General features: G+C 60.4%; 18 protein-coding genes and 1 riboswitch. Of the genes, 9 read left to right on the plus strand and 9 right to left on the minus strand.

Translation table 11 applies throughout. The annotated features are described in order from the left end of the window. Positions 1–133 precede the first annotated feature (133 nt). The 5 genes from MGEO_RS11795 to MGEO_RS11815 all read left to right on the plus strand — a co-directional run bounded on the left by MGEO_RS11795 (position 134) and on the right by MGEO_RS11815 (position 6,643). Positions 134–892: a haloacid dehalogenase-like hydrolase gene (locus tag MGEO_RS11795; protein WP_085637674.1), complete on the plus strand. Its 759-nt coding sequence runs from the start codon at positions 134–136 to the stop codon at positions 890–892. Beyond that, the gene (locus MGEO_RS11800) at positions 828–1,625 is read left to right on the plus strand and encodes a UbiA family prenyltransferase (RefSeq protein ID WP_170102907.1); all 798 of its coding nucleotides are present in this window, start codon (positions 828–830) and stop codon (positions 1,623–1,625) included. The genes MGEO_RS11795 and MGEO_RS11800 overlap by 65 nt, the downstream gene beginning before the upstream one ends. Beyond that, entirely contained in the window at positions 1,622–1,987 is a 366-nt protein-coding gene (locus MGEO_RS11805) for an EamA family transporter (protein ID WP_085637680.1), read from the plus strand. Before MGEO_RS11800 ends, MGEO_RS11805 begins: the two co-directional genes overlap by 4 nt. 221 nt (positions 1,988–2,208) lie before the next feature. After that, the gene (locus tag MGEO_RS11810; RefSeq protein ID WP_085637683.1) at positions 2,209–5,811 is read left to right on the plus strand and encodes a DUF4214 domain-containing protein; all 3,603 of its coding nucleotides are present in this window, start codon (positions 2,209–2,211) and stop codon (positions 5,809–5,811) included. A gap of 239 nt (positions 5,812–6,050) precedes the next feature. Further along, a riboswitch (cobalamin riboswitch) is annotated at positions 6,051–6,242 on the plus strand. Positions 6,243–6,340: 98 nt separating this feature from the next. Further along, positions 6,341–6,643 carry a hypothetical protein gene (locus tag MGEO_RS11815; RefSeq protein ID WP_085637686.1) on the plus strand — a complete coding sequence of 101 codons (303 nt, stop codon included), beginning with the start codon at positions 6,341–6,343 and terminating at the stop codon, positions 6,641–6,643. On the opposite strand, the gene MGEO_RS11820 is transcribed toward MGEO_RS11815, so the two are convergent. From MGEO_RS11820 to MGEO_RS11845, 6 genes are read right to left on the minus strand one after another with little or no spacing between them, the layout of a single operon-like run. Beyond that, positions 6,638–7,300, minus strand: coding sequence for a transaldolase family protein (locus MGEO_RS11820; protein ID WP_143746267.1), 663 nt, complete (start codon positions 7,298–7,300; stop codon positions 6,638–6,640). The two genes, MGEO_RS11815 and MGEO_RS11820, sit on opposite strands and share 6 nt — an antisense overlap. A 4-nt stretch (positions 7,301–7,304) precedes the next feature. After that, entirely contained in the window at positions 7,305–8,258 is a 954-nt protein-coding gene (locus MGEO_RS11825) for a carbohydrate kinase family protein (protein ID WP_085637692.1), read from the minus strand. Between the two features lie 21 nt (positions 8,259–8,279). Beyond that, the gene (locus tag MGEO_RS11830; RefSeq protein WP_233139873.1) at positions 8,280–9,020 is read right to left on the minus strand and encodes a peptidase; all 741 of its coding nucleotides are present in this window, start codon (positions 9,018–9,020) and stop codon (positions 8,280–8,282) included. A 9-nt stretch (positions 9,021–9,029) separates the two neighbouring features. Further along, positions 9,030–9,827 (minus strand): transglutaminase family protein, encoded by a 798-nt coding sequence (locus MGEO_RS11835; RefSeq protein WP_085637698.1) that lies wholly within the window; start codon positions 9,825–9,827, stop codon positions 9,030–9,032. Positions 9,828–9,848: 21 nt separating this feature from the next. Continuing rightward, positions 9,849–10,790, minus strand: a complete 942-nt coding sequence (locus tag MGEO_RS11840; RefSeq protein WP_085637701.1) for an alpha-E domain-containing protein — start codon at positions 10,788–10,790, stop codon at positions 9,849–9,851. 4 nt (positions 10,791–10,794) lie between these two features. Further along, positions 10,795–12,219, minus strand: a complete 1,425-nt coding sequence (locus MGEO_RS11845; protein WP_085637824.1) for a circularly permuted type 2 ATP-grasp protein — start codon at positions 12,217–12,219, stop codon at positions 10,795–10,797. 281 nt (positions 12,220–12,500) lie between these two features. On the opposite strand from MGEO_RS11845, the gene MGEO_RS11850 reads away from it, so the two are divergent. Beyond that, entirely contained in the window at positions 12,501–13,499 is a 999-nt protein-coding gene (locus MGEO_RS11850) for a LacI family DNA-binding transcriptional regulator (RefSeq protein WP_085637704.1), read from the plus strand. Here the strand turns inward: MGEO_RS11850 and MGEO_RS11855 are convergent, their stop codons facing one another. The 3 genes from MGEO_RS11855 to MGEO_RS11865 are packed head-to-tail and all read right to left on the minus strand — an operon-like array spanning position 13,500 to position 16,660. Beyond that, on the minus strand, positions 13,500–14,633 hold the full coding sequence (locus tag MGEO_RS11855) for a Gfo/Idh/MocA family protein (RefSeq protein ID WP_085637708.1): 1,134 nt from the start codon (positions 14,631–14,633) through the stop codon (positions 13,500–13,502). A gap of 12 nt (positions 14,634–14,645) precedes the next feature. Beyond that, positions 14,646–15,539 (minus strand): sugar phosphate isomerase/epimerase family protein, encoded by an 894-nt coding sequence (locus MGEO_RS11860; protein ID WP_085637711.1) that lies wholly within the window; start codon positions 15,537–15,539, stop codon positions 14,646–14,648. 20 nt (positions 15,540–15,559) lie between these two features. Further along, on the minus strand, positions 15,560–16,660 hold the full coding sequence (locus MGEO_RS11865) for a Gfo/Idh/MocA family protein (protein WP_085637714.1): 1,101 nt from the start codon (positions 16,658–16,660) through the stop codon (positions 15,560–15,562). 127 nt (positions 16,661–16,787) lie between these two features. Between MGEO_RS11865 and iolC the strand changes: the two genes are divergently transcribed. The 3 genes from iolC to MGEO_RS11880 are packed head-to-tail and all read left to right on the plus strand — an operon-like array spanning position 16,788 to position 19,490. Continuing rightward, positions 16,788–17,798 carry a 5-dehydro-2-deoxygluconokinase gene (gene iolC, locus MGEO_RS11870; RefSeq protein WP_085637717.1) on the plus strand — a complete coding sequence of 337 codons (1,011 nt, stop codon included), beginning with the start codon at positions 16,788–16,790 and terminating at the stop codon, positions 17,796–17,798. 13 nt (positions 17,799–17,811) lie between these two features. Next, a complete protein-coding gene (locus tag MGEO_RS11875) occupies positions 17,812–18,654 on the plus strand; it encodes a 5-deoxy-glucuronate isomerase (RefSeq protein ID WP_085637719.1) in 843 nt (280 codons plus the stop codon). Beyond that, entirely contained in the window at positions 18,651–19,490 is an 840-nt protein-coding gene (locus MGEO_RS11880; protein ID WP_085637722.1) for a class II fructose-bisphosphate aldolase, read from the plus strand. The genes MGEO_RS11875 and MGEO_RS11880 overlap by 4 nt, the downstream gene beginning before the upstream one ends.

Raw genomic sequence — 19,490 nt, forward strand, 5'->3', positions numbered from 1 at the left:
TTACCTGTCCGTGGATCAAAAGGTGCAAATTCGTCGTTATGAGTGACCCAAGAATATCATCCGGCCCGGAAAAAACCGGTATTTGCCTTAGATTTCAACATTTTTCGCCGTTTTGTTGCGAAAGGCGGGTACAATGACCGCTATGTCGAAAATCGTTTCCAATTCTCAGCAGTCAAGCCTGCTCGACCTGTTCGTCGATCTGGATGGAACACTGATTGCTGGGGACATTGCAGAAGAATCGCTTGCACAGGCGTCTCGACACTGGAGCGCGTTTTCGGCGGCGGTTCGGGCGTATTTTTCCGGGGGTCTTTCAGCGCTCAAGCGATCCCTTGCGCAGAATGCGGCACCGGACGTTACCACCCTGCCCTACCGTGAAGAGGTCCTGGACTACATCCGTGCGGCCCGCGCCGAGGGACGGCGCATCATACTTGCAACGGCGGCAGATCTGCATATCGCGCGGGACGTGGCCAACCATCTTGGCCTGTTCGACGAAGTGATCGGAACGGAACCGGGGCGGAACCTCAAAGGCCGGACAAAACTTGAGGCAATCAAGGAGATGGCGCAGGGGCCGTTCGAGTATCTTGGCGACAGCGATGCTGACATCCCCGTTTGGCAGGCGGCCGATAAATCGGGTTTCGTAAGTCCCAGCGCCAAGGCACGGCGGGAAATGGCGCGCGACCCGGACTCCGTTTCACTGCATGTGGACCGGGATGTGTCGCCGACCGCAGCGCTGATCAAGGCCATGCGGCCTCACCAATGGGCCAAGAAACGTATTGGTCTTTGTGCCGATCCTGTTCTCGCACAAGTACGTTCATCCGGAAATAATGATGGCTGGGATCCTGGCATTCCTGTGTTTCAGCCTGTGCGCCTCGGGTGTCTATCTGGTCAATGACATGGCCGACATTCAGGCAGACCGTCGACACGCAACAAAGTTCAAGCGCCCCTTCGCTGCCGGTCATCTGTCGATCAGGCAAGGCATTCTGGCTGCGTCGGTATTGCTGATCGGCTCTGTCGTGTGCGCGTTCGTGTTCGTAAACGTCCTGTTCGGTATGGTTCTGACCGGGTATGCGATACTGACGACCGCTTACACATTCTTCCTCAAACGGTATTCAACCGTGGATGTGGTGGTTCTTTCGCTGCTTTACACAGTGCGTATCCTTGCGGGTTCTGCCGCAACGCTGCTGACCCCGAGTCCGTGGCTGCTGAGCTTCTCGCTCTTCTTCTTCCTCAGCCTTGCCTACATGAAAAGATACATCGAGTTGGACGGGATGAGCGCTGCCAAGGCCGATGCAAAACTGCCGTCACGCAACTACTATGCATCCGAACTGCAGCTTGTGCTCACTTTCGGGATATCAAACGGGGCACTCTCCATTCTGACGCTGGCGCAATACGTCAATTCGGACAAGGTGCATTCCTATTATGCAACGCCGTTCCTGTTGTGGCTCATAGTTCCGGTGATGATGTTCTGGATTTTCCGAAGCTGGACGTGGGCCAGCCGTGGCAAGATCGGCGATGACCCTGTGGTCTTTGCCCTCAAGGACCAGATCAGCCGGGTCTGTGTGGGGTCCATTCTGCTGATCATCGTCGCCGCGCGTGTGTTCGAAATCACCTGGAGCTCCCCATGACCTGGAGCGCCTTCGCGCTGATCTTTGCCAGCGTCTCGCTTTCGGCTCTGGGACAGACCGCCTTCAAGATTGGTGTCGGGCGCGGATCTGCGCCGGATGCCAGCGTGCTGGTCAAAACGCTCGACATGCTGCTGTCCCCGATGGTGATGCTGGGCCTTGCGCTATATGGCGTGGGCACGGTGTTCTGGCTGTTTGCGCTGCGGCAGCTGGACCTGTCGCTGGCTTATCCGTTCGTTGCGATGAGCTTTGTCATGGTGGCAGGGTCCGGCATGCTGTTTCTGGGTGAACCGGTGCAGCCGACTCGGCTGATCGGGCTCGGCCTGATCGTGGTCGGGCTCTTGGTCATGGCCCGTGGCGGTTAAGACAAATTCTTCCCACTTCTGATCAGGGGATGGCCGGCGCGGATGCGCTCCGGCCATTCCGGACAAACCCTTGTTCCACGGGGACAATCGACGGCGCCGCATCGCCCCTGCCTGACCGGTGCAATTCCTAAAACTTGCGGTGAATTGGGCCATTAAGACGGCGTTCACACTCCAGCCCACAACCCTGTTCGCGGGGGTTTTGTGGATGAGTGGAGTGGGACATGGAACCCCTAACCGACGTGTTCGGCACGCAGACTTCTGCGGCGGCGATGGCTTTTGGGCTGCGTGGCGTGGTGGACTGGAGCGTTCAGCAGCCTTTCCTGGATGTGTTCAAGACGGCGCGCCCCTGGCACGCGCATACGGCAAGCCAATGGGGCGCGTACTCGGCAGAAGACCTTGCCTCGATGGGCGCTCTGGATGGCGACGGCTGGATCACGCGGATGCCCTCCGGTGTTGAGGAAATCCAGACTTTCATCCTTACGGAAATGCCCGCCGAGGCGCTCTACACCGCCGGTCTCTACCGGCTGAGTTACGACGGTGCCGGAGACATCACCGTCTTCGGTGCAGAGATCGTTTCACGCTCGGACGGCGAAATCTGGTTCGACTATCGCCCGACCGGCGACGGAATGGTGACGATCTCGATCACATCCACGGATCCGCAGGGGACGGGAAACCATCTGCGCAATATCGAAGTGGTGAAGCAGGACCATATTCCTGCACATGACGCCGGGCAGCTGTTCAATCCGCTGTGGCTCGACATCATCGATGATGCCCACGCGCTGCGCTTCATGGATTGGCAGGAGACCAATGATTCCACACTCCGAAGCTGGTCGGACAGGCCGGAGGTTGGACAGTATACCTATCACGGCGGAGTGCCTCTCGAAGTGATGGTGGCGTTGGCGAATGCAACCGGTACCGAACCGTGGTTCAACATTCCCTGGGACGCAGACGCCACGTTCATCCGTGAATTCGCCACCTATGTCCGGGACAATCTGAACCCCGATCTTCGCGCGCATATCGAACTCTCGAACGAGGTCTGGAATGGGATGTTCGAGCAGGCGCAGGATGCGGCCCAGTCAGCGATTGATCGCTTTGGGCAGGATCTCGGCGACGGCTGGGTGCAGGAATACGGCGCGCGGTCCGCCGAAATGGCGCGTGTGCTGGATCAGGTCTATGCCGGGGCCGAAGATCGGTTGGTCAAGGTGATTGCAACACACACCTACTGGCCGGGACTTGAGAGCGCGATCTTCGATGCGCCGGCGTGGCAGGCGCAGAGTCCGGCCAATCTCGCGCCCTACCTGTCGTTCGACACCTATGCGATCACCGGGTATTTCGGGAACAGCCTCGGCACGGACGAAAAGGCCGGAGCAGTGCTGAACTGGATCGCTCAAAGCGAGGCTCAGGCGCGGCAGGAGGCGACGGCGCAGGGTCTGTCCGGCGCCGCAGCGGACACCTATTTCGCCGCGCATCGCTTCGATCTGGCCGAGCAACTGGCCGTCCGCGAGTTGCGGGACGGCTCTGTCACCGGCAATGGGGAGGATTCTCTTCAGGGGTTGTTCGAGTTATTCCGCTATCACAAGGCAGCCGCAGAGGCCCATGGCCTTGACCTCGTCATGTATGAGGGCGGCACACATGTTGTGGGGATCGGGCAATGGGCCGAGAATGATCTGCTCACCGAGTTCTTTACTCACCTGAACTACTCCGACGGCATGGGGCAGCTCTATTCCGAGCTTCTGGCCGGTTGGGAAGCCGCAGGTGGCACATTGTTCAATGCGTTTGTGGATGTTTCCGAACCGACCCAATGGGGCAGTTGGGGATCATTGCGGCATCTGGAAGACCGGACAGCGCGCCATGATGCGGTCGTCGATTTCATGCAGAGCCATCCGGCACCGGACCACATGAAAGACGGCACGTGGGCGTCGCAAATTGATGGTTTTGATCCTGTGCCGGGTCCACAGCCTTCACCCGAGCCGGAGCCAGAACCTCAGCTGATACCGGCACCTGAACCGGAAACCGGCCCCGATCCGGCGCCGAACCCTGTCATCAACCCGATCGTGCCGACGGACGCCGTTCGGGAATATGTCTTTGGCAACAGCCTTTATGTCTGGGCTGTCGGGAACCCCGAGCTTTCCGTACCGCACTGGATCTCTGCCATGGCCGAGGCGGCCGGACATTCCTATGCGGCGGCCATGCAGACGGGGATGCTGACACAGCATGACGATCTGCCGCTAAACCCGCATGTCGGTCTGCCTACGGTGGTCGAAGCATGGGACCCGGACAGCGGGCAAGGCTTTGCCGATGCCGGGTTCACGCAGATCACCATCGCACCAGCGAATTTCGTTCAGGACCAATCGCCGGACAGCCCGTACTGGATCGACCCGGAAACGTCGCCTGCCGCATCTGCGCTTCGGATCATCGAATGGGTCGAAGCGCGCGCACCGGGGGTTGTGATCAACCTCTACGAGACATGGCCCGAGATGGAAGGGTTCATCTCATCCTTTCCACCATTGGCGGCAGAGTTTGCTGCCTGGCAGAGCTACATGACCGGAGACTGGCACGACTGGTGGCTGTCGCTGACCGAAATCCTGCGCGATGCGAGGCCTGATCTCGATATCCGCCTGATCAGCGTCGGGCCGCAGATCGCGGCAATGCTGGACGACGCATCGCTTGGGTTGCAGGCTTTGCAACCCACCGACCTCTACGTCGATGACGGCCCGCACGGGACGCCGACGCTCTACTTCCTTGCGTCGATGGTGCATTACGCAACCGTGTTCGGCGAGAGACCCCCGCAGAACCTCGAATTACCGAACAGTATTCATCCCGATGTGGCGGCGAATATAGAGGCCATTTCACAATGGTTGGCCGATCAGCTCGAGCCGACCCTGCCAGCACCGATCGTCAATCCGTTCACCGACCAGTCGGATCCGGCGCAGGGTGATGCTTCAGACCCCGGAGGCGAGGTGCAGCCGCTCAGCGGAGCTGGCGACGGTGATGATCGTCTGACCGTCACAGGAAATCAGACGCTTTTCGATGGAGGGCCCGGAACGGACACGCTGGTGCTTGACGGAGCACAGTCCAGCTACACTGTCCGGTTCGCGCGCGACATGGTCGTGGTCGAAGACCGCTTCGCGGGTGAAACGCTGACCCTTCTGAATATGGAGCACATCGACTTTCAGTCCGAAGTCGCCCCGTTCGAAGCCGATGGCCTGTCCATCGACATGTTCGACGGAATGGCGCAGCTGGACGCGGCGTCGATGGCGGCGCTGACCGAGCTTTACGTTGCGTATTTCAACCGGGCACCCGATGCCGTTGGTCTGTTTTTCTGGGGAGACCAGCTGGCCGGTGGTATGAGCTTGAACCAGATCGCAGCCTATTTCTTTGACCAGCCCGAGACGCGGGCTTTGTACGGCGCTGCGGAGGACATGACGGTCTTTGTGACTTCCGTTTACCAGAACGTTCTGGGGCGTGATCCGGATGCTGCGGGCATGGCCTATTGGCTGGACCTGCTGGAAAGCGACAGTGCGGTCACGCCCCCGGTGTTCATTCAGGCGATCCTTGCGGGCGCCAAAGCCGAAACGGGAAGCCCAGCGGACGCGGCCTATCTGGCCGACAAGGTTGTGCTGGGCGGGCATTTCGCGATTACGCGCGGCATGTCCGATGTCGCGGATGCAATCCTGGTCATGCAGGAGTTTGACGGGACCAACGCGGGCCTCCAGGCCGGGTTGATGCAAAGCAATGCAGCCTACACTGACATCATGGAAGGGACGGAGGATGGTTTCCTGATGCAGCTTGTCGGGCTGTCCGATGCGCCCCTCAGCCTGTGATATGTGCGACACCGCACCCTTTCTGGCCTTCAACGCCATGACGAGGAAACGAAAAAGTTGGAGGATCGACAGGAGTGCGGACATACGGGGCGGCCTGAATTGACGATGGGTTTGTGGCGCGTGCACCATGACATCGCCAACCTTTCGCACCGAGCGATTAACACCCGGTTACCCAGTGTCGAAGATGCGTCGAATTCGACGCGTCTACACATTCAGATTGCGCCGACTCGAAGCTTCTGTGACAGTCTGCGCGTGATGGTTGTCGGCGTCTTCAGCGTCGACCTAATAGGGAATACGGTGCAAATCCGTGACTGCCCCCGCAACTGTAAGCGGCGAGTGCATCGCGCAGAACCACTGGGCTGAAGCCTGGGAAGGTGCGATCCGCATGACGACCCGCAAGTCAGGAGACCTGCCATCGCATGTGAACTGAACCGGGGCGGGGTGCACCGGAGGTCGATCAGCCGCGTGCGCCTGCGTTCCGGCCTCCATCGAACCTTCGTGGCGTCCGCCTTTGCGCGGAGGGCGCTTTATGTCTATCGAACGAACCCTGACCCAGTTGCAGGTCAATCCGGCCACGCCTGAGCGGGCGCGGGAAATCGGGCAGCTGGGCTATATGCAATGGCTTGGCAGCCTGCCTGCTCATGCGTGCTATCTGACCGAGGCCGCATGTGCCTACATGTCCGCCACCCCGTTTCGGGCCACTGACCCGGCGGTTGCGGAATTCTGTACGCTCCTCAAGGCATCCATGGATGCCCCTCTCACACCGCTTGATCTTTCGCTGCCGAAACCGCGTCGGCGCGGCGGTGCCAGGGAACGTCGGCTCTCGTTATAGACGGTGCCCTGCCGCCGCTGCCTCGAACGCGGCGGCGGCGTCTTCTGTCATTGGTTCGGTCAGAAGGCTCCGGGCGACGTGCGGGGACAGCGTAAAGCAGTCGAGGCCAAAAGCCGCCAGCGCGACCAACTGCTCTGCGCTTCGCAACGAGGCGACAAGGATCCGCGTGGAACCGCCACGTGACATGAGGTGCATCTGATGCAGCATGTCGTGCGCGGGAAGGCCAGCTTCATCCATCCGCCCGAAATAGGGTGCGATGAAGTCCGCCCCCAAGGCCATCGCCGTGGCCATCTGTTTCGGGTGATAGGCGGCCGTCATGAGGATCGGGCCGCCCAACGCCTTGATGGCCGGGACGCGGCGGATGGCGGCTTCGGTCAGCGGGATTTTCACCACCGTTCGAAGGCCAGCTTTCGCCCCCGCCTCGTAGAGTGCCGCAGCCCAATCGACATATCCCTCGACCGGTCCGAAAACCTGCGCGTGAAGCTCCTGTGCGCCCAAGTCCCGAGCATGGCGCGCCTTGTCAGCCCAGTCGATGTGTGGGTAATCCAGACCGGCACGTTGCGCCAGAAGCGGGTTCGTGGTGATCCCGCGAAACAGGCCGGTGGGCATCAGGTCGGCCCAGTCAGCCTCGTCTGCGCTGTCGAGGTAGAGATCCAAGCCGTCAGCCTGCCGAAGCAAGGGCCGTGTCGAGTTCCTCGAGGGTCGGCGGATTGCATCCAGCACGGCTGCAGTTGATCGCGGCGGCCATTCCGGCCCGGCGGATCAGGGCGTCGACATCCGCCTCCGTCAGGTTCTGAACGGCATCCGGCGTCAGAGCATTGATCCGCGCGAGACCGGCAAGCAGCGTTGCCATAAAGGTGTCGCCTGCTCCGACAGTATCCACCAAACCTGGAACCGGCGGCGCAGGAATGTCGATTTTGGCATCCCCGATCCATGCCGAAGCGCCTTCGGGCCCCTTGGTCATGACGAGCAGCGCGGCAGAGGTTCTGGAGCGCACCAGGTCAAGCGCGTCGGACTGCGGCATATCCGGGCACAAGCCTTCGAGATCTTCATCGCTGAGCTTGAGCACATGCGTTGCGGCCATCATCCGGAAGATGCGGGCGCGGTAGGCGTCAGCATCGGTGATAACCGACATGCGCACATTCGGGTCCAGCGACACGAGCGTGCCGGCATCGTAAGCAGATTTGCAGGTCTGTTCCCATGCAGCCGCGTCTTCGCCTTCGGTCAAGGCCAGAGAGCCCGTGTGCAGCGCTTTGGTGTCGGTCGGCATGGACGCGGACAGAGACTCCGCCGTGACGCTCCGCTCCGCCGTCCCATCGCGTTCGAACAGGTAGGACGGGATACCCTTGGTTACCGTCACGCGGGCAATCGTGGTCGGCGCATCCACGCGTCCGCCACTCAGGGTCACGCCGGACGACACCAGGGTTTCGGCCAGCATGTCGCCCCACGAGTCGGTCGAGATCGGTGTGAGGTAATGCACGTCCGCCTTCTGGCGGCCAAGCGCCATTGCCACGTTGAAGGGAGACCCGCCGGGAAGTGCAGAGACCTCTCCATCGCGGGTTACGTGGTCGATCAGGTTTTCTCCGCCAACGCAGATGACAGGGCTCTTGGTCATAAGCCGCCTTTCCGGGGTCGTTCAGTCTGTGTTCAGTGCCACATCGGGCAAGGTGTCAAGCGCCTGCTTAAGCGCATTGCCCCACTGAGTCGAGATTGTCTGGAACTGCTGGTTGTCCGCTTCGACTCTTCCGATGTGTTCGGCTTTGAGGCTGTCGACGTCATAGCAGAAATAATCCAGCGGCGCGCCGACCGACAGGTTTGCCTTGAGCGTCGAGTCGAAGCTGACCAGCAGGAGCTTCATGGCGCTGGCGAATGTCAGGTCGGGATCATAGGCGCGGACAAGAATCGGGCGGCCGTACTTGATTTCGCCGATCTGGAAGAAGGGCGTGTCCTCACCGGCTTCGATGAAGTTGCCCTCTGGATAGATGAGGAACAGACGCGGCGCGCTGCCGGCAATCTGGCCACCCAGAATGAGCGTTGCATCAAATCCGCTGTCCGCCCGCTGCCCACCTTCGCGCAGCCCCTTGATCACTTCGCGCAGAGTGTCCCCGACCATGCAGGCCGCCTGAAACATCGACGGCGCTTTCATCAGGGAGGGCGTGCGGTCTTCAGGCAGTTTGCTGCGTTCATCAAGAAGGCTCACAACAGCCTGAGTCGTGGCGAGGTTGCCCGCTGACATCAGTGTCAGGACACGTTCACCCGGCTCTTCCCAGATCTTCATCTTCTTGAAGGTCGAGATGTTATCCAGACCGGCATTGGTGCGCGTGTCTGACATGAACACCAAACCGCCGCGCAGCATCATTCCAACGCAATATGTCACGGGGTGTTCCTATTGCTGAACCACATTGATGCGGACATGCAGTTCCTCGCTGGCGCCGCCGATCCGAGTTCCAGATATCGGTGCTGCATCGGAATAGTCCAGCCCTGTCGCAACGCGAACGTATCGTGTGTCCGGCGAGACACCGTTCGACACGTCGAATCCGACCCAGCCCAGCCCATCGACATGTATCTCGGCCCAGGCGTGCATGGCTTCCTGTGCCGTGGTCTCGTTCAGCATGAGGTATCCCGACACGTAACGCGCGGGCACCTTCAGCGCACGGGCGCAGGCGATGAAGATATGCGTGTGATCCTGACAGACGCCTTTCGCCGCCGCGATGGCGTCTTCTGCGGACCAGTCAGGTGCGGACGCGCCAAGGGTATATGGCACCTCGGAACGGATCCGCTCTGACAGGGCGTGCAATTCCGGAATTCCGGGCGTGCCCTTGAAGTCTTTTATCAGGGCGCGCGTGCCCGGCCCCGCTTCGGTTCGGGGCGTTGTCATTTCGTACAGCCAAAGCGGCGCGTGACCGTGATGCGGACCCAGGATCCCGGCGTTGTCCTCGATTTCGACTTCACCTTCGCTGGTCAGCGAGAGTTCCGTTGCCCCGGGCGCGAAGCTGATCAGTTCGGTCGTGTTGTGATGATGATCCTCAAAGGCGACCTCTTTCCGGCCTCCTTCGATCCGCGTATCCCACTGGATAACTCTTTGATTGTACGTACTTTTCGGCGTCTTCCGCAGTTGTTGCAGACCGTAGATGACAGGTGCATCGAAGCGATAGATCGTGGTGTGTTCAATACTCAGGCGCATAAGGCTTTATAGCGGCCCTGCTCAGGCATAGAAGCGGAAATCCTGCTCGATCTGGCGGGAGATCCCCGAGATCTCTTCCAAGGTCTTTTGCAGGAATTCGTGCAAGCCATAGTCGAAGACATCATCGATGCTCTTGGACAGCATTCCGTTCTTGAGCGCATTGACCCTTTCTACCGAAGCCTGCCCGACATCTCCGTCCGAGGTCAGATAGCCAAGGTTGTCGCACAGCTTGCCCGCGCAGAACGCGAGCGAGCGCGGCATCCGCTTGTCGAGGATGAGAAACTCCGCAATCTCGCGAGGTCCACCCCCCGCTCCGAATTCCATCCGGAACCCGCCTCTTGCGGAGACAGACCGCAGGATCGACTCCCACTGGACATTGTCGAGCGACGTTCCCACCGCGCGCGCCGACGGGAGAAGCACGTAGTATTTGACGTCAAGAATCCGCGCCGTGTTGTCGGCCCGTTCCAGAAACGTCCCAAGGCGCGCGAAATCGTAAATGTCGTTACGCAGCATCGTGCCGTGGGTTACGCCACGGACTAGGGCCGCGTGATGGCGGATCAGCCGCAGGATGCTGGGCAGGTCACGTTCAGACACCTTGCGCGCAAGTGTGGTCTTCAACGCCATGAAAGCCGAGTTCACCGCCTCCCACACGTCGCCGGTAATGGCGGTGCGCACGAGGCGGGCGTTCTGGCGGGCGGCACTGACACAGGACAGGACCGATGACGGATTGTCCTTGTCGCGCAACATCCAGTCGATCGCGGAGTCGCGGCTGATCTCGTCATGTGCGGCGTTGTAGCCATAGAAGCTGTCTGCCGATTGAAGCACCGACGCCCATTCTTCGTCGGTCTGGTTCAAACGGGTCAGCGCGATACGCTGTCCGGTCTCGATCAGTCGCGCGGTATTCTCTGCCCGCTCCATGTAGCGGTACATCCAGTAGAGGCCGTTTGCGGTTTTTCCCAGCATGTCCCTACTCCTCCAGCACCCAGGTGTCCTTGGTTCCGCCCCCTTGCGAGGAGTTCACCACCAAAGACCCTTTCTTGAGTGCCACGCGAGTCAGACCACCGGGCGTGATCTTGATCCCGTCCGGGCTGACGAGCACGAAGGGGCGCAGGTCGACATGGCGCGGGCTGAGGCCCGTGCGCGAGAAGATCGGGACCGTCGACAGACTGAGCGTCGGCTGCGCGATATAGTTCTTGGGCCGCGCCTTCAGTTTCCTGCGGAAGGCCGCGATGTCTTTCTTGGTGGCGGTCGGACCGATCAACATGCCGTAGCCACCGGAGCCGTGAACCTCTTTGACGACGAGGTCTTCAAGATTGTCGAGAACATAGGCCAGCGCATCCGGTTCAGAGCACCGCCATGTCGGCACGTTCTGCAAAAGCGGTCGTTCGCCGGTATAGAACTCAACGATTTCGGGCATATAGGAATAGATCGCCTTGTCGTCGGAAATCCCGGTGCCGGGCGCGTTGGCGATGGTGATCCCACCGGAACGGTAGACATCCATGATCCCTGGCACACCCAGCTGGCTTTCGGGGTTGAAGTTCAGCGGGTCGAGGAAATCGTCATCCACACGGCGATAGAGCACATCGATTGGTTTGTACCCATGTGTGGTGCGCATTGCGACACGTCCATCGACCACTCGAAGGTCATGGCCTTCGACCAGTTCGACACCCATCTGGTCGGCCAGAAAGGCGTGTTCGAAATAGGCGGAGTTGTAGATCCCGGGCGTGAGAACCGCGACCGTCGGATCGGATGTGGTCATCTTGGGGGCGCAGGCCGCCAGCGATCGGCGCAGGTCAATCGGATACTGCTGGACGGCCTGAACCCGGTTCGTCGAAAACAGTTCGGGGAACATCTGCAGCATGGTTTCCCGGTTTTCGAGCATGTAGCTCACGCCGGACGGGGTACGTGCATTGTCTTCAAGCACGAAGAATTCGCCCGGACCGGTGCGCACGAGGTCAATCCCGACGATGTGCGTGTAGACGCCGCCGGGAGCATCGACCCCAATCATCTGCGGAAGAAAAGCGTCGTTCTGGGCGATCATTTCCTGCGGAATACGGCCCGCCTTGATGATTTCCTGCGTGTGATAGATGTCGTGCAGAAACGCGTTGATCGCGCGCACGCGCTGTTCGATCCCGCGTGACAGCTTGGCCCATTCAGCGCCCGAGATGATCCGGGGGATGATGTCGAACGGAATCAACCGTTCCTCCGCTTCAGACCGTCCGTAAACGTTGAAAGTGATCCCGGTCAGGCGGAACAAATCTTCCGCTTCGCGATTCTTTGCCCTTAGACGTTTCGGGTCTTCCTGATCGAACCAATCGTGAAAGTTCTGGTAAGGCGCGCGCAGCGTGTCGTCATCGCCCCACATTTCATCAAAGACAGAGTGTTCAGCCATGATCCAAGCGTTGCCGATTGCCCGGTGAAGCGCAAGCCGATGCTGCGCGGCGCACGCGAAAGCGCCCAATCATAGTGCGTTTCGCCTGTTTTTCAGGCAGTTATCGCAATTCCTCTAGGCCCTCTACACAGCCATACGTTGTCCCAAGGGGCGACTTGCACGCGAGAGGCATGAATTCCGGTTATATTGCAACCAGTTGCAATCATCGTCAGACTGACTTTCGTGGACCGTCCGCGCGCGTTTCGGTCTGCCCCGGAACCTTGTGGAATGGACCCAATGCAATGGCCGTAACGCTCAAAGAGGTTGCAGAACGCGCGGGCGTGTCACGCTCTGCCGTATCGCGCACCTTCACCGAAGGCGCATCGGTATCGGAAAAGACCCGCAAAAAGGTAGAAGCGGCGGCTCAGGAGCTTGGCTACAGTCCCAATGCACTCGCGTCCTCGCTCACAACCGGGCGAACGAAACTCATAGGTCTTGTCTCAAACAACTTTCACAACCCGATCTTTCTCGAGGTCTTCGACCAGTTCACCCGTGGCTTGCAGGATCGGGGCTACCGGCCCCTTCTGCTGAACCTGACCGATGAAACCGATGCGGAGGCGTCGGTGCGACTGCTGCGCCAGTATTCGGTGGATGGGGTGATCGTCGCCTCATCTACTCTGCCACCGAATTTCGCAGCGGCGTTTCATGAAGCCGGTGTTCCAGTGGTGCACAGTTTCGGGCGTTCTGCCCAGAACCCGCCGGTGCCGGTGATCGGCATCGATAACGTGGCCTGTGGACGGATGGCTGCGCGAACACTTCTGGCGCGTGGGTATCAGCGGGTTGCCTTTCTCGGTGGACCGCCAGATGCGACCTCGACCCAGGACCGCTTTGACGGGTTCATGCAAATCGTGCGGGACGCCGATGGTGTCTCCGTCACGCACTCCTTTGCGCAAGCCTACACCTTCGACGCAGGCCGGGCCGAGATGCTGCGATTGTTGCAGTCGCCCCACGCCGACGCGTATTTCTGCGGCGATGACGTGCTGTCCATCGGTGCGCTTTCAGCGATTGCGGAAAGCGGTCTGTCCGTCCCTGGCGATATTGGGGTAATCGGCTTGAACGATATGGAAATGGCCCGATGGCAGAACATCAACCTGACGACCATCCATCAACCGATCAAGAGCATCGTTAAGGCGTCGGTTCAGGCCATTGTCTCGATGCTGGAGGACCCGGACATTACGCCCGAGTCCCGGATTTTTGACTGTTCCATTGCAGAGCGGGGAACCTTGCGCGCCCTTCCCTGATCACCGGAACATCGGTGGCCGGGCGTCAACCCAGGCACCATTGCCCTTAGCAGACTCAACCGCCGCATAGACAGCTGCCATGGAGCGAAGCCCGTCTTCGGCGGTCGGCAGGCCATCGCGGGCGTCGCCCGAGATGGCAGCAGCAAGATCGACATAGATGTTTGCGACGGCCAGCGGGAAGCCCTCGGGATGGGCGATTGCCACACGGGACAGCCTCGCAGCTTCGTCCGACAGACCGGCTTCGCCCTTTTCCATGATCTGCGTGCGGTCCCCCACCGGCGTATAGAGCACCTGGTTGGGCTGCTCAGAGGCCCAGCGCAGACCGCCGGTTTCACCGAACACCTGAATGTCGAAACCATGCTGCCGGCCAATCGCAACCGACGAGGTCCACAGGCGGCCGACCGTGCCGCCCTGCATCCGGAAATTGACCATGGCATCATCTTCCAGTTCACGGCTGGAAATGGTCGATGCGAAGTCGGCAGAAAGGGTCTCGACCTGATCGTCGGCGATAAAACTGGCCATGTGCATCGCGTGTATTCCACAATCCGCGAATTGCCCGGACACACCCGCCATTTTGGGGTCATACCGCCAGCGGACACGCGGGTTGTCCGCGTCGGTGGCGTCACCGTGGTGCCCATGGCTGAAATTCGTGACGATCAGCCGGATCTTCCCGATCTGGCCGGTCCGAACCATATGACGCATCTCGCGCACCATCGGATAGGCAGAGTAGCAGTAATTCACCGCGCAGATCCTGCCGCTGGCCTTGGCGACACGGACGATTTCCTCGCCCTCTTCGACGGTCATGGTCATCGGCTTTTCGCACAGGACGTTGAACCCGGCTTCGAGGAACGCTTTGGTGATCTCGAAATGGGTCGAATTGGGAGTCGCGACTGTAACCAGATCAACCCGGTCGTCGCGGTTGCGTTCGCCTTCCAGCATGTCCTCCCAGTTGGCGTATGCACGGTCTGCTGCAACGCCCAGCCTCTGCGCGTAAGCGCGGCCCTTCTCGGCGTCCACGTCGAGCGCCCCGGCGGCGAGGACGAAATTGCCATCCGCCTGGGCCCCCAACCTGTGGGCCGGCCCGATCTGGCTGCCTTCACCGCCACCGATCATGCCCCAATTCAGTTTCGCCATGGCCTGTGCTCCTTATGTAAAGCCAATGGATTCAAGATAGGCGCGGTTCGCTTTCGCATCCCCAAGCGAGTCGGGGTTCAATAGCGGGTCGCAATCCTGTTCGACGGTGCACCAACCGTCGAACCCGGCGTCCAGCAGCACCTGACGCACCGCCGGGAAATCGACATCGCCCAATCCGAGATTGCAGAAAATTCCCTGTCCGCAGGCGTCGTAGAAGCCTGTCCGTTTTTCGATCACGTCGGCCTTCACCGCCGGTTCGATATCCTTGAAGTGGACGTAGGACATGCGTCCGATGTGACGGCGCATGAACGCAACGGGATCATAGCCTGCATAGGAATGATGCCCTGTGTCGAAACAGATCTTGAGGATGCTCTCGTCGATTTCGTCAAGCAGGCGTTCGAGTTCAGGTTCAAAATCGATGAACCCTGCGGCGTGCGCATGAATCCCCACGGTGAGCCCGTATTCCTCGGCCCCCATCCGTGCGACCGTGGCAATGCGATCGCGGAACGCGGACCACTCGGCGGCATCCATCTGTTCGGCTTCGCTGGCACGGCCTGCGGTCGGCGCGCGGCGCGCAGAGATCGAATCGATCAGCACGAGATGTTCAGCCCCATGTGCGGAGAGCGCCCGGCAGGTACGTACGGCGCCGTCCATCACGTCATTCCAGGCATCGGGATCATGGAACGGGCGGAACACGACACCACCGATCAGTTCCAGATCCTGTTCAGCCAGCGCATCAGCCAGAATAGCGGGGTCTTCGGGCATGTACCCCACCGGTCCAAGTTCGATCCCTCTGTAGCCTGCCTCGGCACATTGCTGGAGCACCGTCTGCCACGGCGGGTTGCGTGCATCGTCAGCAAACTCAACACCCCATGAACAGGGCGCATTGCCAATTCGGATAGACATGGTCGGGGTCCTTTCCCAGGTCAGAAAGCGCTGAGGTCTTTCCAGGTTTTGTCGGCATCAGAGGCCAGCGCGGCCGCGATCACGCGGTTCACCTCCATACCGTCGCGGAAGGTCGGCCAAACCGGCCTGCCCGAGTCGATGGCATGGAGGAAATCCCGCGCTTCGATGATTATCTGATCCTGATATCCCGTGCCATGCCCCGGCCCCTGACAGAACGGCAAATAATCCGGGTGCGCCGGACCCGTCAGAATCTTGGTGAACCCGCGTGTGGCGTCCGGCCCGTCTGCCCGATAAAGCCAGAGGGCGTTCTGATCTTCCTGATCGAACCGGATGGCGCCCTTGGTGCCCGTGATCTCGTAGGCGTAGCCCATCTTGCGCCCTGTTGCGATGCGCGAGAAATACATCTGACCCATCGCCCCGTTGGCGAAGCGGCACATCATCTGTGCGTGATCGTCATTCGTTACCGCACCACCAGGCCGCTCCGAATGTACGGTCTCAACCTCTGCAATGAGTTTGTCGATCGGGCCAAGCAACGCGAGGGCCGCGTTGATCATGTGCGGAGCGAGATCCCCCATGGTCCCGTTGGCCATACCGGTCGTGCGCCAATTGGCCGGTGCCGTCGGGTCCGACAGGAAGTCCTCTGTGTGTTCGCCACGAAACCACGTCACATTCCCGATTGCGCCTTCCGATATCAGCTGGCGGGCGTACTGGCTGGCTGGCGTCCGGATGTAGTTGAAACCGACCATATTGGGCGCGCCGGATGTTTCGGCGGCAGACACCATCGCGCGGCTGTCCTCAAGCGAGGCGCCAAGAGGTTTTTCGCAGAAGACCGGTTTGCCGAGCGCAAACGCCGCCTCGGCAATGGCGCGATGGGTTTCCTGCGGGCTGGCAATGACGATCGCCTCAACCGCCGGATCATTTACCAATGCGGACCAGTCATGGGTGGCACGGGCAAACCCGAACGCCCTGCGATAGCGCTCTGCGCTTTCCGGAGTGCTGGCGCAGATCATCTCGAGTCGCGGTCGAAGCCGGGTGTCGAAGACCGCACCGACCGCAGCCATCGCCACGGAATGTGCCTTGCCCATATAACCGCCACCGATGATCCCGATACCAAGTTCCATTGCGCGCCACCCTCATTTGAAAATCAGTTTGCAACCGGTTGCAAAATTCGTATCTTGTGTGCGCATCCGGTTCAAGAGACGAAAACGACAAACCCGGATTATTGCACCAAACGGGAAAAAGGTTCAGATGACAGACGGAACAGCGCACGCATCCCTGGCCAGCCTTCGGGATGCGATTTCCGAACGGTCGTTTCTCGTGGTCGGACGTGTCGGAATGGACCTGTCCCCGACGCCTGCCAACACGCGTACGCGACACGCCGACTCCATGATGGTCGCCATGGGTGGATCCTCGGCCAACATCGCGGCGGGCCTGTGCAAATTCGGGTGCCAGTCGTCCCTTGTCACCTGTGTTTCTGATGATGCGGTCGGCTGGTACTGCGAGGACCAATTGGATCACTACGGCGTGGACCGCAAACATGTGCGGCGGGTGCGCGGGGAATACCGCACGTCGCTGGCCGTCTACGAGACCCGCGTCGACGAGCACCAATCGGTGATCTACCGCAACAACGCCGCTGATTTTCAGATGTCGGTGGAGGATGTCGAGGCCATTGACTACTCGCAATTCGGCGCGCTGATCACAGCCGGAACGGTGTTTGCCGCGGAACCATCGCGCAGCGCCGCGTTCCGCGCGTTCGAACTGGCCCGCGCAGCCGGACTTCCCGTCATTTTCGACGTGGATTATCGCCCTTACAGCTGGCCCTCGCCCGAGGTTGCCGCCGATGTCCTGAGTCGCGCCGGGGCGCTGTCCGACATAATCGTGGGGAATGATGAAGAGTTCGGTTTCATGGCCGGCGGCATCGACCAAGGGCTTGAAAAAGCCCGGTCACTTGCCGCCGATACAGCCGGGATCGTCGTTTACAAGATGGGCCATCTGGGCGCGGTCACATTAGCCGGATCACAGGAAATCCGCACCGGTGTCTACCCTGTCGATGCCGTCAAACCGACCGGGGCGGGTGACAGTTTCATGGCGGGTTTTCTTGCCAGCCTGTCAGAAGGACGTTCACTGGAGGAGTCGATCCTGCGGGGGTCGGCCTGTGCCGCAATCGTTGTGGCGAAACCCGGATGCGCGCCTGCCATGCCCAATACCACAGACCTCGACGCGTTCCTGGAATCCCATCCCGGACCGACAGCCGTTTGAAAAGGACGAGCCCATGCATATCGCGCCCCATGACAACAAGAACGTCCCGATTGTCGATGTCGATGATCCGACGGTTCCGCTCAATTACTTCAATATCGTGAAGCTGACCAAGGGTCAGAGTTTCGAATATCAGGTGCCCGGCTACGAGACCTGCATCGTTCCCGCGACGGGAACTGTTGATGTGGACATCGAAGGGACCGCCTTTCCTCGGCTTGGCAATCGCGGAGTGGATGTGTGGGATGGCGAACCCGAGGGCGTCTATGTCCCGGTCGGTGCGAAGGTCACGATGGTCTGCACGTCGGCAGACACCGAAGTGTTTGTCGCCGGGGCCCGCTACGACAAGGTGCTTGATCCGTTTGACGTGCGATCTGCCGAGCTTGACCTCGTGCAGTACGGCTCGGACGATACGAAGACGCATCGCAAGATCAAGCACATCCTTGGCCAGAAGCAGCATGACAAGGTGGGCCGCCTGCTCGTGTCCGAATTGTTTACAGTCGGTCAGGGGGGCTGGTCGGGCTTTCCTCCGCACAAGCACGACACCGACCGCCTGCCAGATGAAACCCGTCACGACGAAACGTACAATTTCCGCTTCCGCCCCAAGCACGGCTCGGGTGTGCAGATCCTTCAGCGGGAAGAAGGCAAACCCGGCGACGCCTATCAGCTCATGGACGGCTCGACGATCTGCATCGACAACGGCTATCACCCCTGCGCAGCGATGCCCGGATACGAGATGTATTACTTCACCATCCTTGCGGGGCTGAGCCAGCGGAGCCTCGTGCAGTTCTTTCAGCCGACACATGCCTATCAGGTGGAAACCATCCCAGGCATCAAAGACATGATCGCGAAGTTCAAATGACGCTCGTAACACTGGCCGACGTTGTCCAACCCGCTCTGAAGGGCGGATATGCGGTGGCGGGTCTGGTTACCCTCGGGTGGGAAGACATGCGCGCCTATGTGGCCGCCGCCGAAGCCGAAAACGTCTCTGTGATCCTTCAGGCCGGGCCGTCCTGCCGTGCGCACACACCGCTGCCCATTCTGGGAAAGATGTTCCGTCACCTTGCCGAAAACGCCTCGGTTCCCGTGGTGGCGCATCTCGACCATGGCTACACCGTCGACGATTGTCGGACCGCAATCGACAGCGGTTTCACATCCGTGATGTTCGACGGCTCCCGACTGCCATTGGCACAGAACATCGCGGAAACCGCCGCGATTGCAGAGATGGCACATGCGGCAGGGGTATCCTGCGAGGGCGAGATCGGTTTTGTCGGCTATTCCAACGGGGACCCATCTGCCGGGACCGACCCGGCAGAGGCGGCGCAGTTCGCAGCAGAAACAGGTATTGACGCGATGGCAATATCTGTCGGCAACGTACATTTGCAGCAGGACAAGGAAGGCGGACTGGACGAAGACCGCATCCGGGCCATCGAGGCGGTCACACGCGTGCCCTTGGTGATCCATGGTGGATCAGGTGTGCCCGTGGAGCAGCGCAGGCGGCTCGCCCAGGGGTCTTCAATCTGCAAGTTCAACATCGGAACTGAACTGCGCATGGCCTTCGGGGCGGCACTGCGCGAGGCCGTGAACAGCGACCCGAACCGCTTTGACCGGGTGCAGATCCTCAAGGACACACACGAGCCTCTCGTCTCTGCAACCCGCACCGTTCTGCAGGCGTTCAAGCCCAAACAGCAGGGCTAA

The sequence above is a fragment of the Marivita geojedonensis genome, from assembly GCF_002115805.1.
Lineage (GTDB): Bacteria > Pseudomonadota > Alphaproteobacteria > Rhodobacterales > Rhodobacteraceae > Marivita > Marivita geojedonensis.

What these genes read in the sequence shown, in the direction of transcription:
- MGEO_RS11860 (WP_085637711.1), bottom strand. Translation starts at nt 15,539, where the DNA reads ATGTCTATCCGAATTGGCAATGCGCCCTGTTCATGGGGTGTTGAGTTT.
- MGEO_RS11800 (WP_170102907.1), top strand. Translation starts at nt 828, where the DNA reads ATGGCTGGGATCCTGGCATTCCTGTGTTTCAGCCTGTGCGCCTCGGGT.
- MGEO_RS11835 (WP_085637698.1), bottom strand. Translation starts at nt 9,827, where the DNA reads ATGCGCCTGAGTATTGAACACACCACGATCTATCGCTTCGATGCACCT.
- MGEO_RS11850 (WP_085637704.1), top strand. Translation starts at nt 12,501, where the DNA reads ATGGCCGTAACGCTCAAAGAGGTTGCAGAACGCGCGGGCGTGTCACGC.
- MGEO_RS11865 (WP_085637714.1), bottom strand. Translation starts at nt 16,660, where the DNA reads ATGGAACTTGGTATCGGGATCATCGGTGGCGGTTATATGGGCAAGGCA.
- MGEO_RS11875 (WP_085637719.1), top strand. Translation starts at nt 17,812, where the DNA reads ATGCATATCGCGCCCCATGACAACAAGAACGTCCCGATTGTCGATGTC.
- MGEO_RS11810 (WP_085637683.1), top strand. Translation starts at nt 2,209, where the DNA reads ATGGAACCCCTAACCGACGTGTTCGGCACGCAGACTTCTGCGGCGGCG.
- MGEO_RS11855 (WP_085637708.1), bottom strand. Translation starts at nt 14,633, where the DNA reads ATGGCGAAACTGAATTGGGGCATGATCGGTGGCGGTGAAGGCAGCCAG.
- MGEO_RS11815 (WP_085637686.1), top strand. Translation starts at nt 6,341, where the DNA reads ATGTCTATCGAACGAACCCTGACCCAGTTGCAGGTCAATCCGGCCACG.
- iolC (WP_085637717.1), top strand. Translation starts at nt 16,788, where the DNA reads ATGACAGACGGAACAGCGCACGCATCCCTGGCCAGCCTTCGGGATGCG.
- MGEO_RS11805 (WP_085637680.1), top strand. Translation starts at nt 1,622, where the DNA reads ATGACCTGGAGCGCCTTCGCGCTGATCTTTGCCAGCGTCTCGCTTTCG.
- MGEO_RS11845 (WP_085637824.1), bottom strand. Translation starts at nt 12,219, where the DNA reads ATGGCTGAACACTCTGTCTTTGATGAAATGTGGGGCGATGACGACACG.
- MGEO_RS11880 (WP_085637722.1), top strand. Translation starts at nt 18,651, where the DNA reads ATGACGCTCGTAACACTGGCCGACGTTGTCCAACCCGCTCTGAAGGGC.
- MGEO_RS11795 (WP_085637674.1), top strand. Translation starts at nt 134, where the DNA reads ATGACCGCTATGTCGAAAATCGTTTCCAATTCTCAGCAGTCAAGCCTG.
- MGEO_RS11840 (WP_085637701.1), bottom strand. Translation starts at nt 10,790, where the DNA reads ATGCTGGGAAAAACCGCAAACGGCCTCTACTGGATGTACCGCTACATG.
- MGEO_RS11825 (WP_085637692.1), bottom strand. Translation starts at nt 8,258, where the DNA reads ATGACCAAGAGCCCTGTCATCTGCGTTGGCGGAGAAAACCTGATCGAC.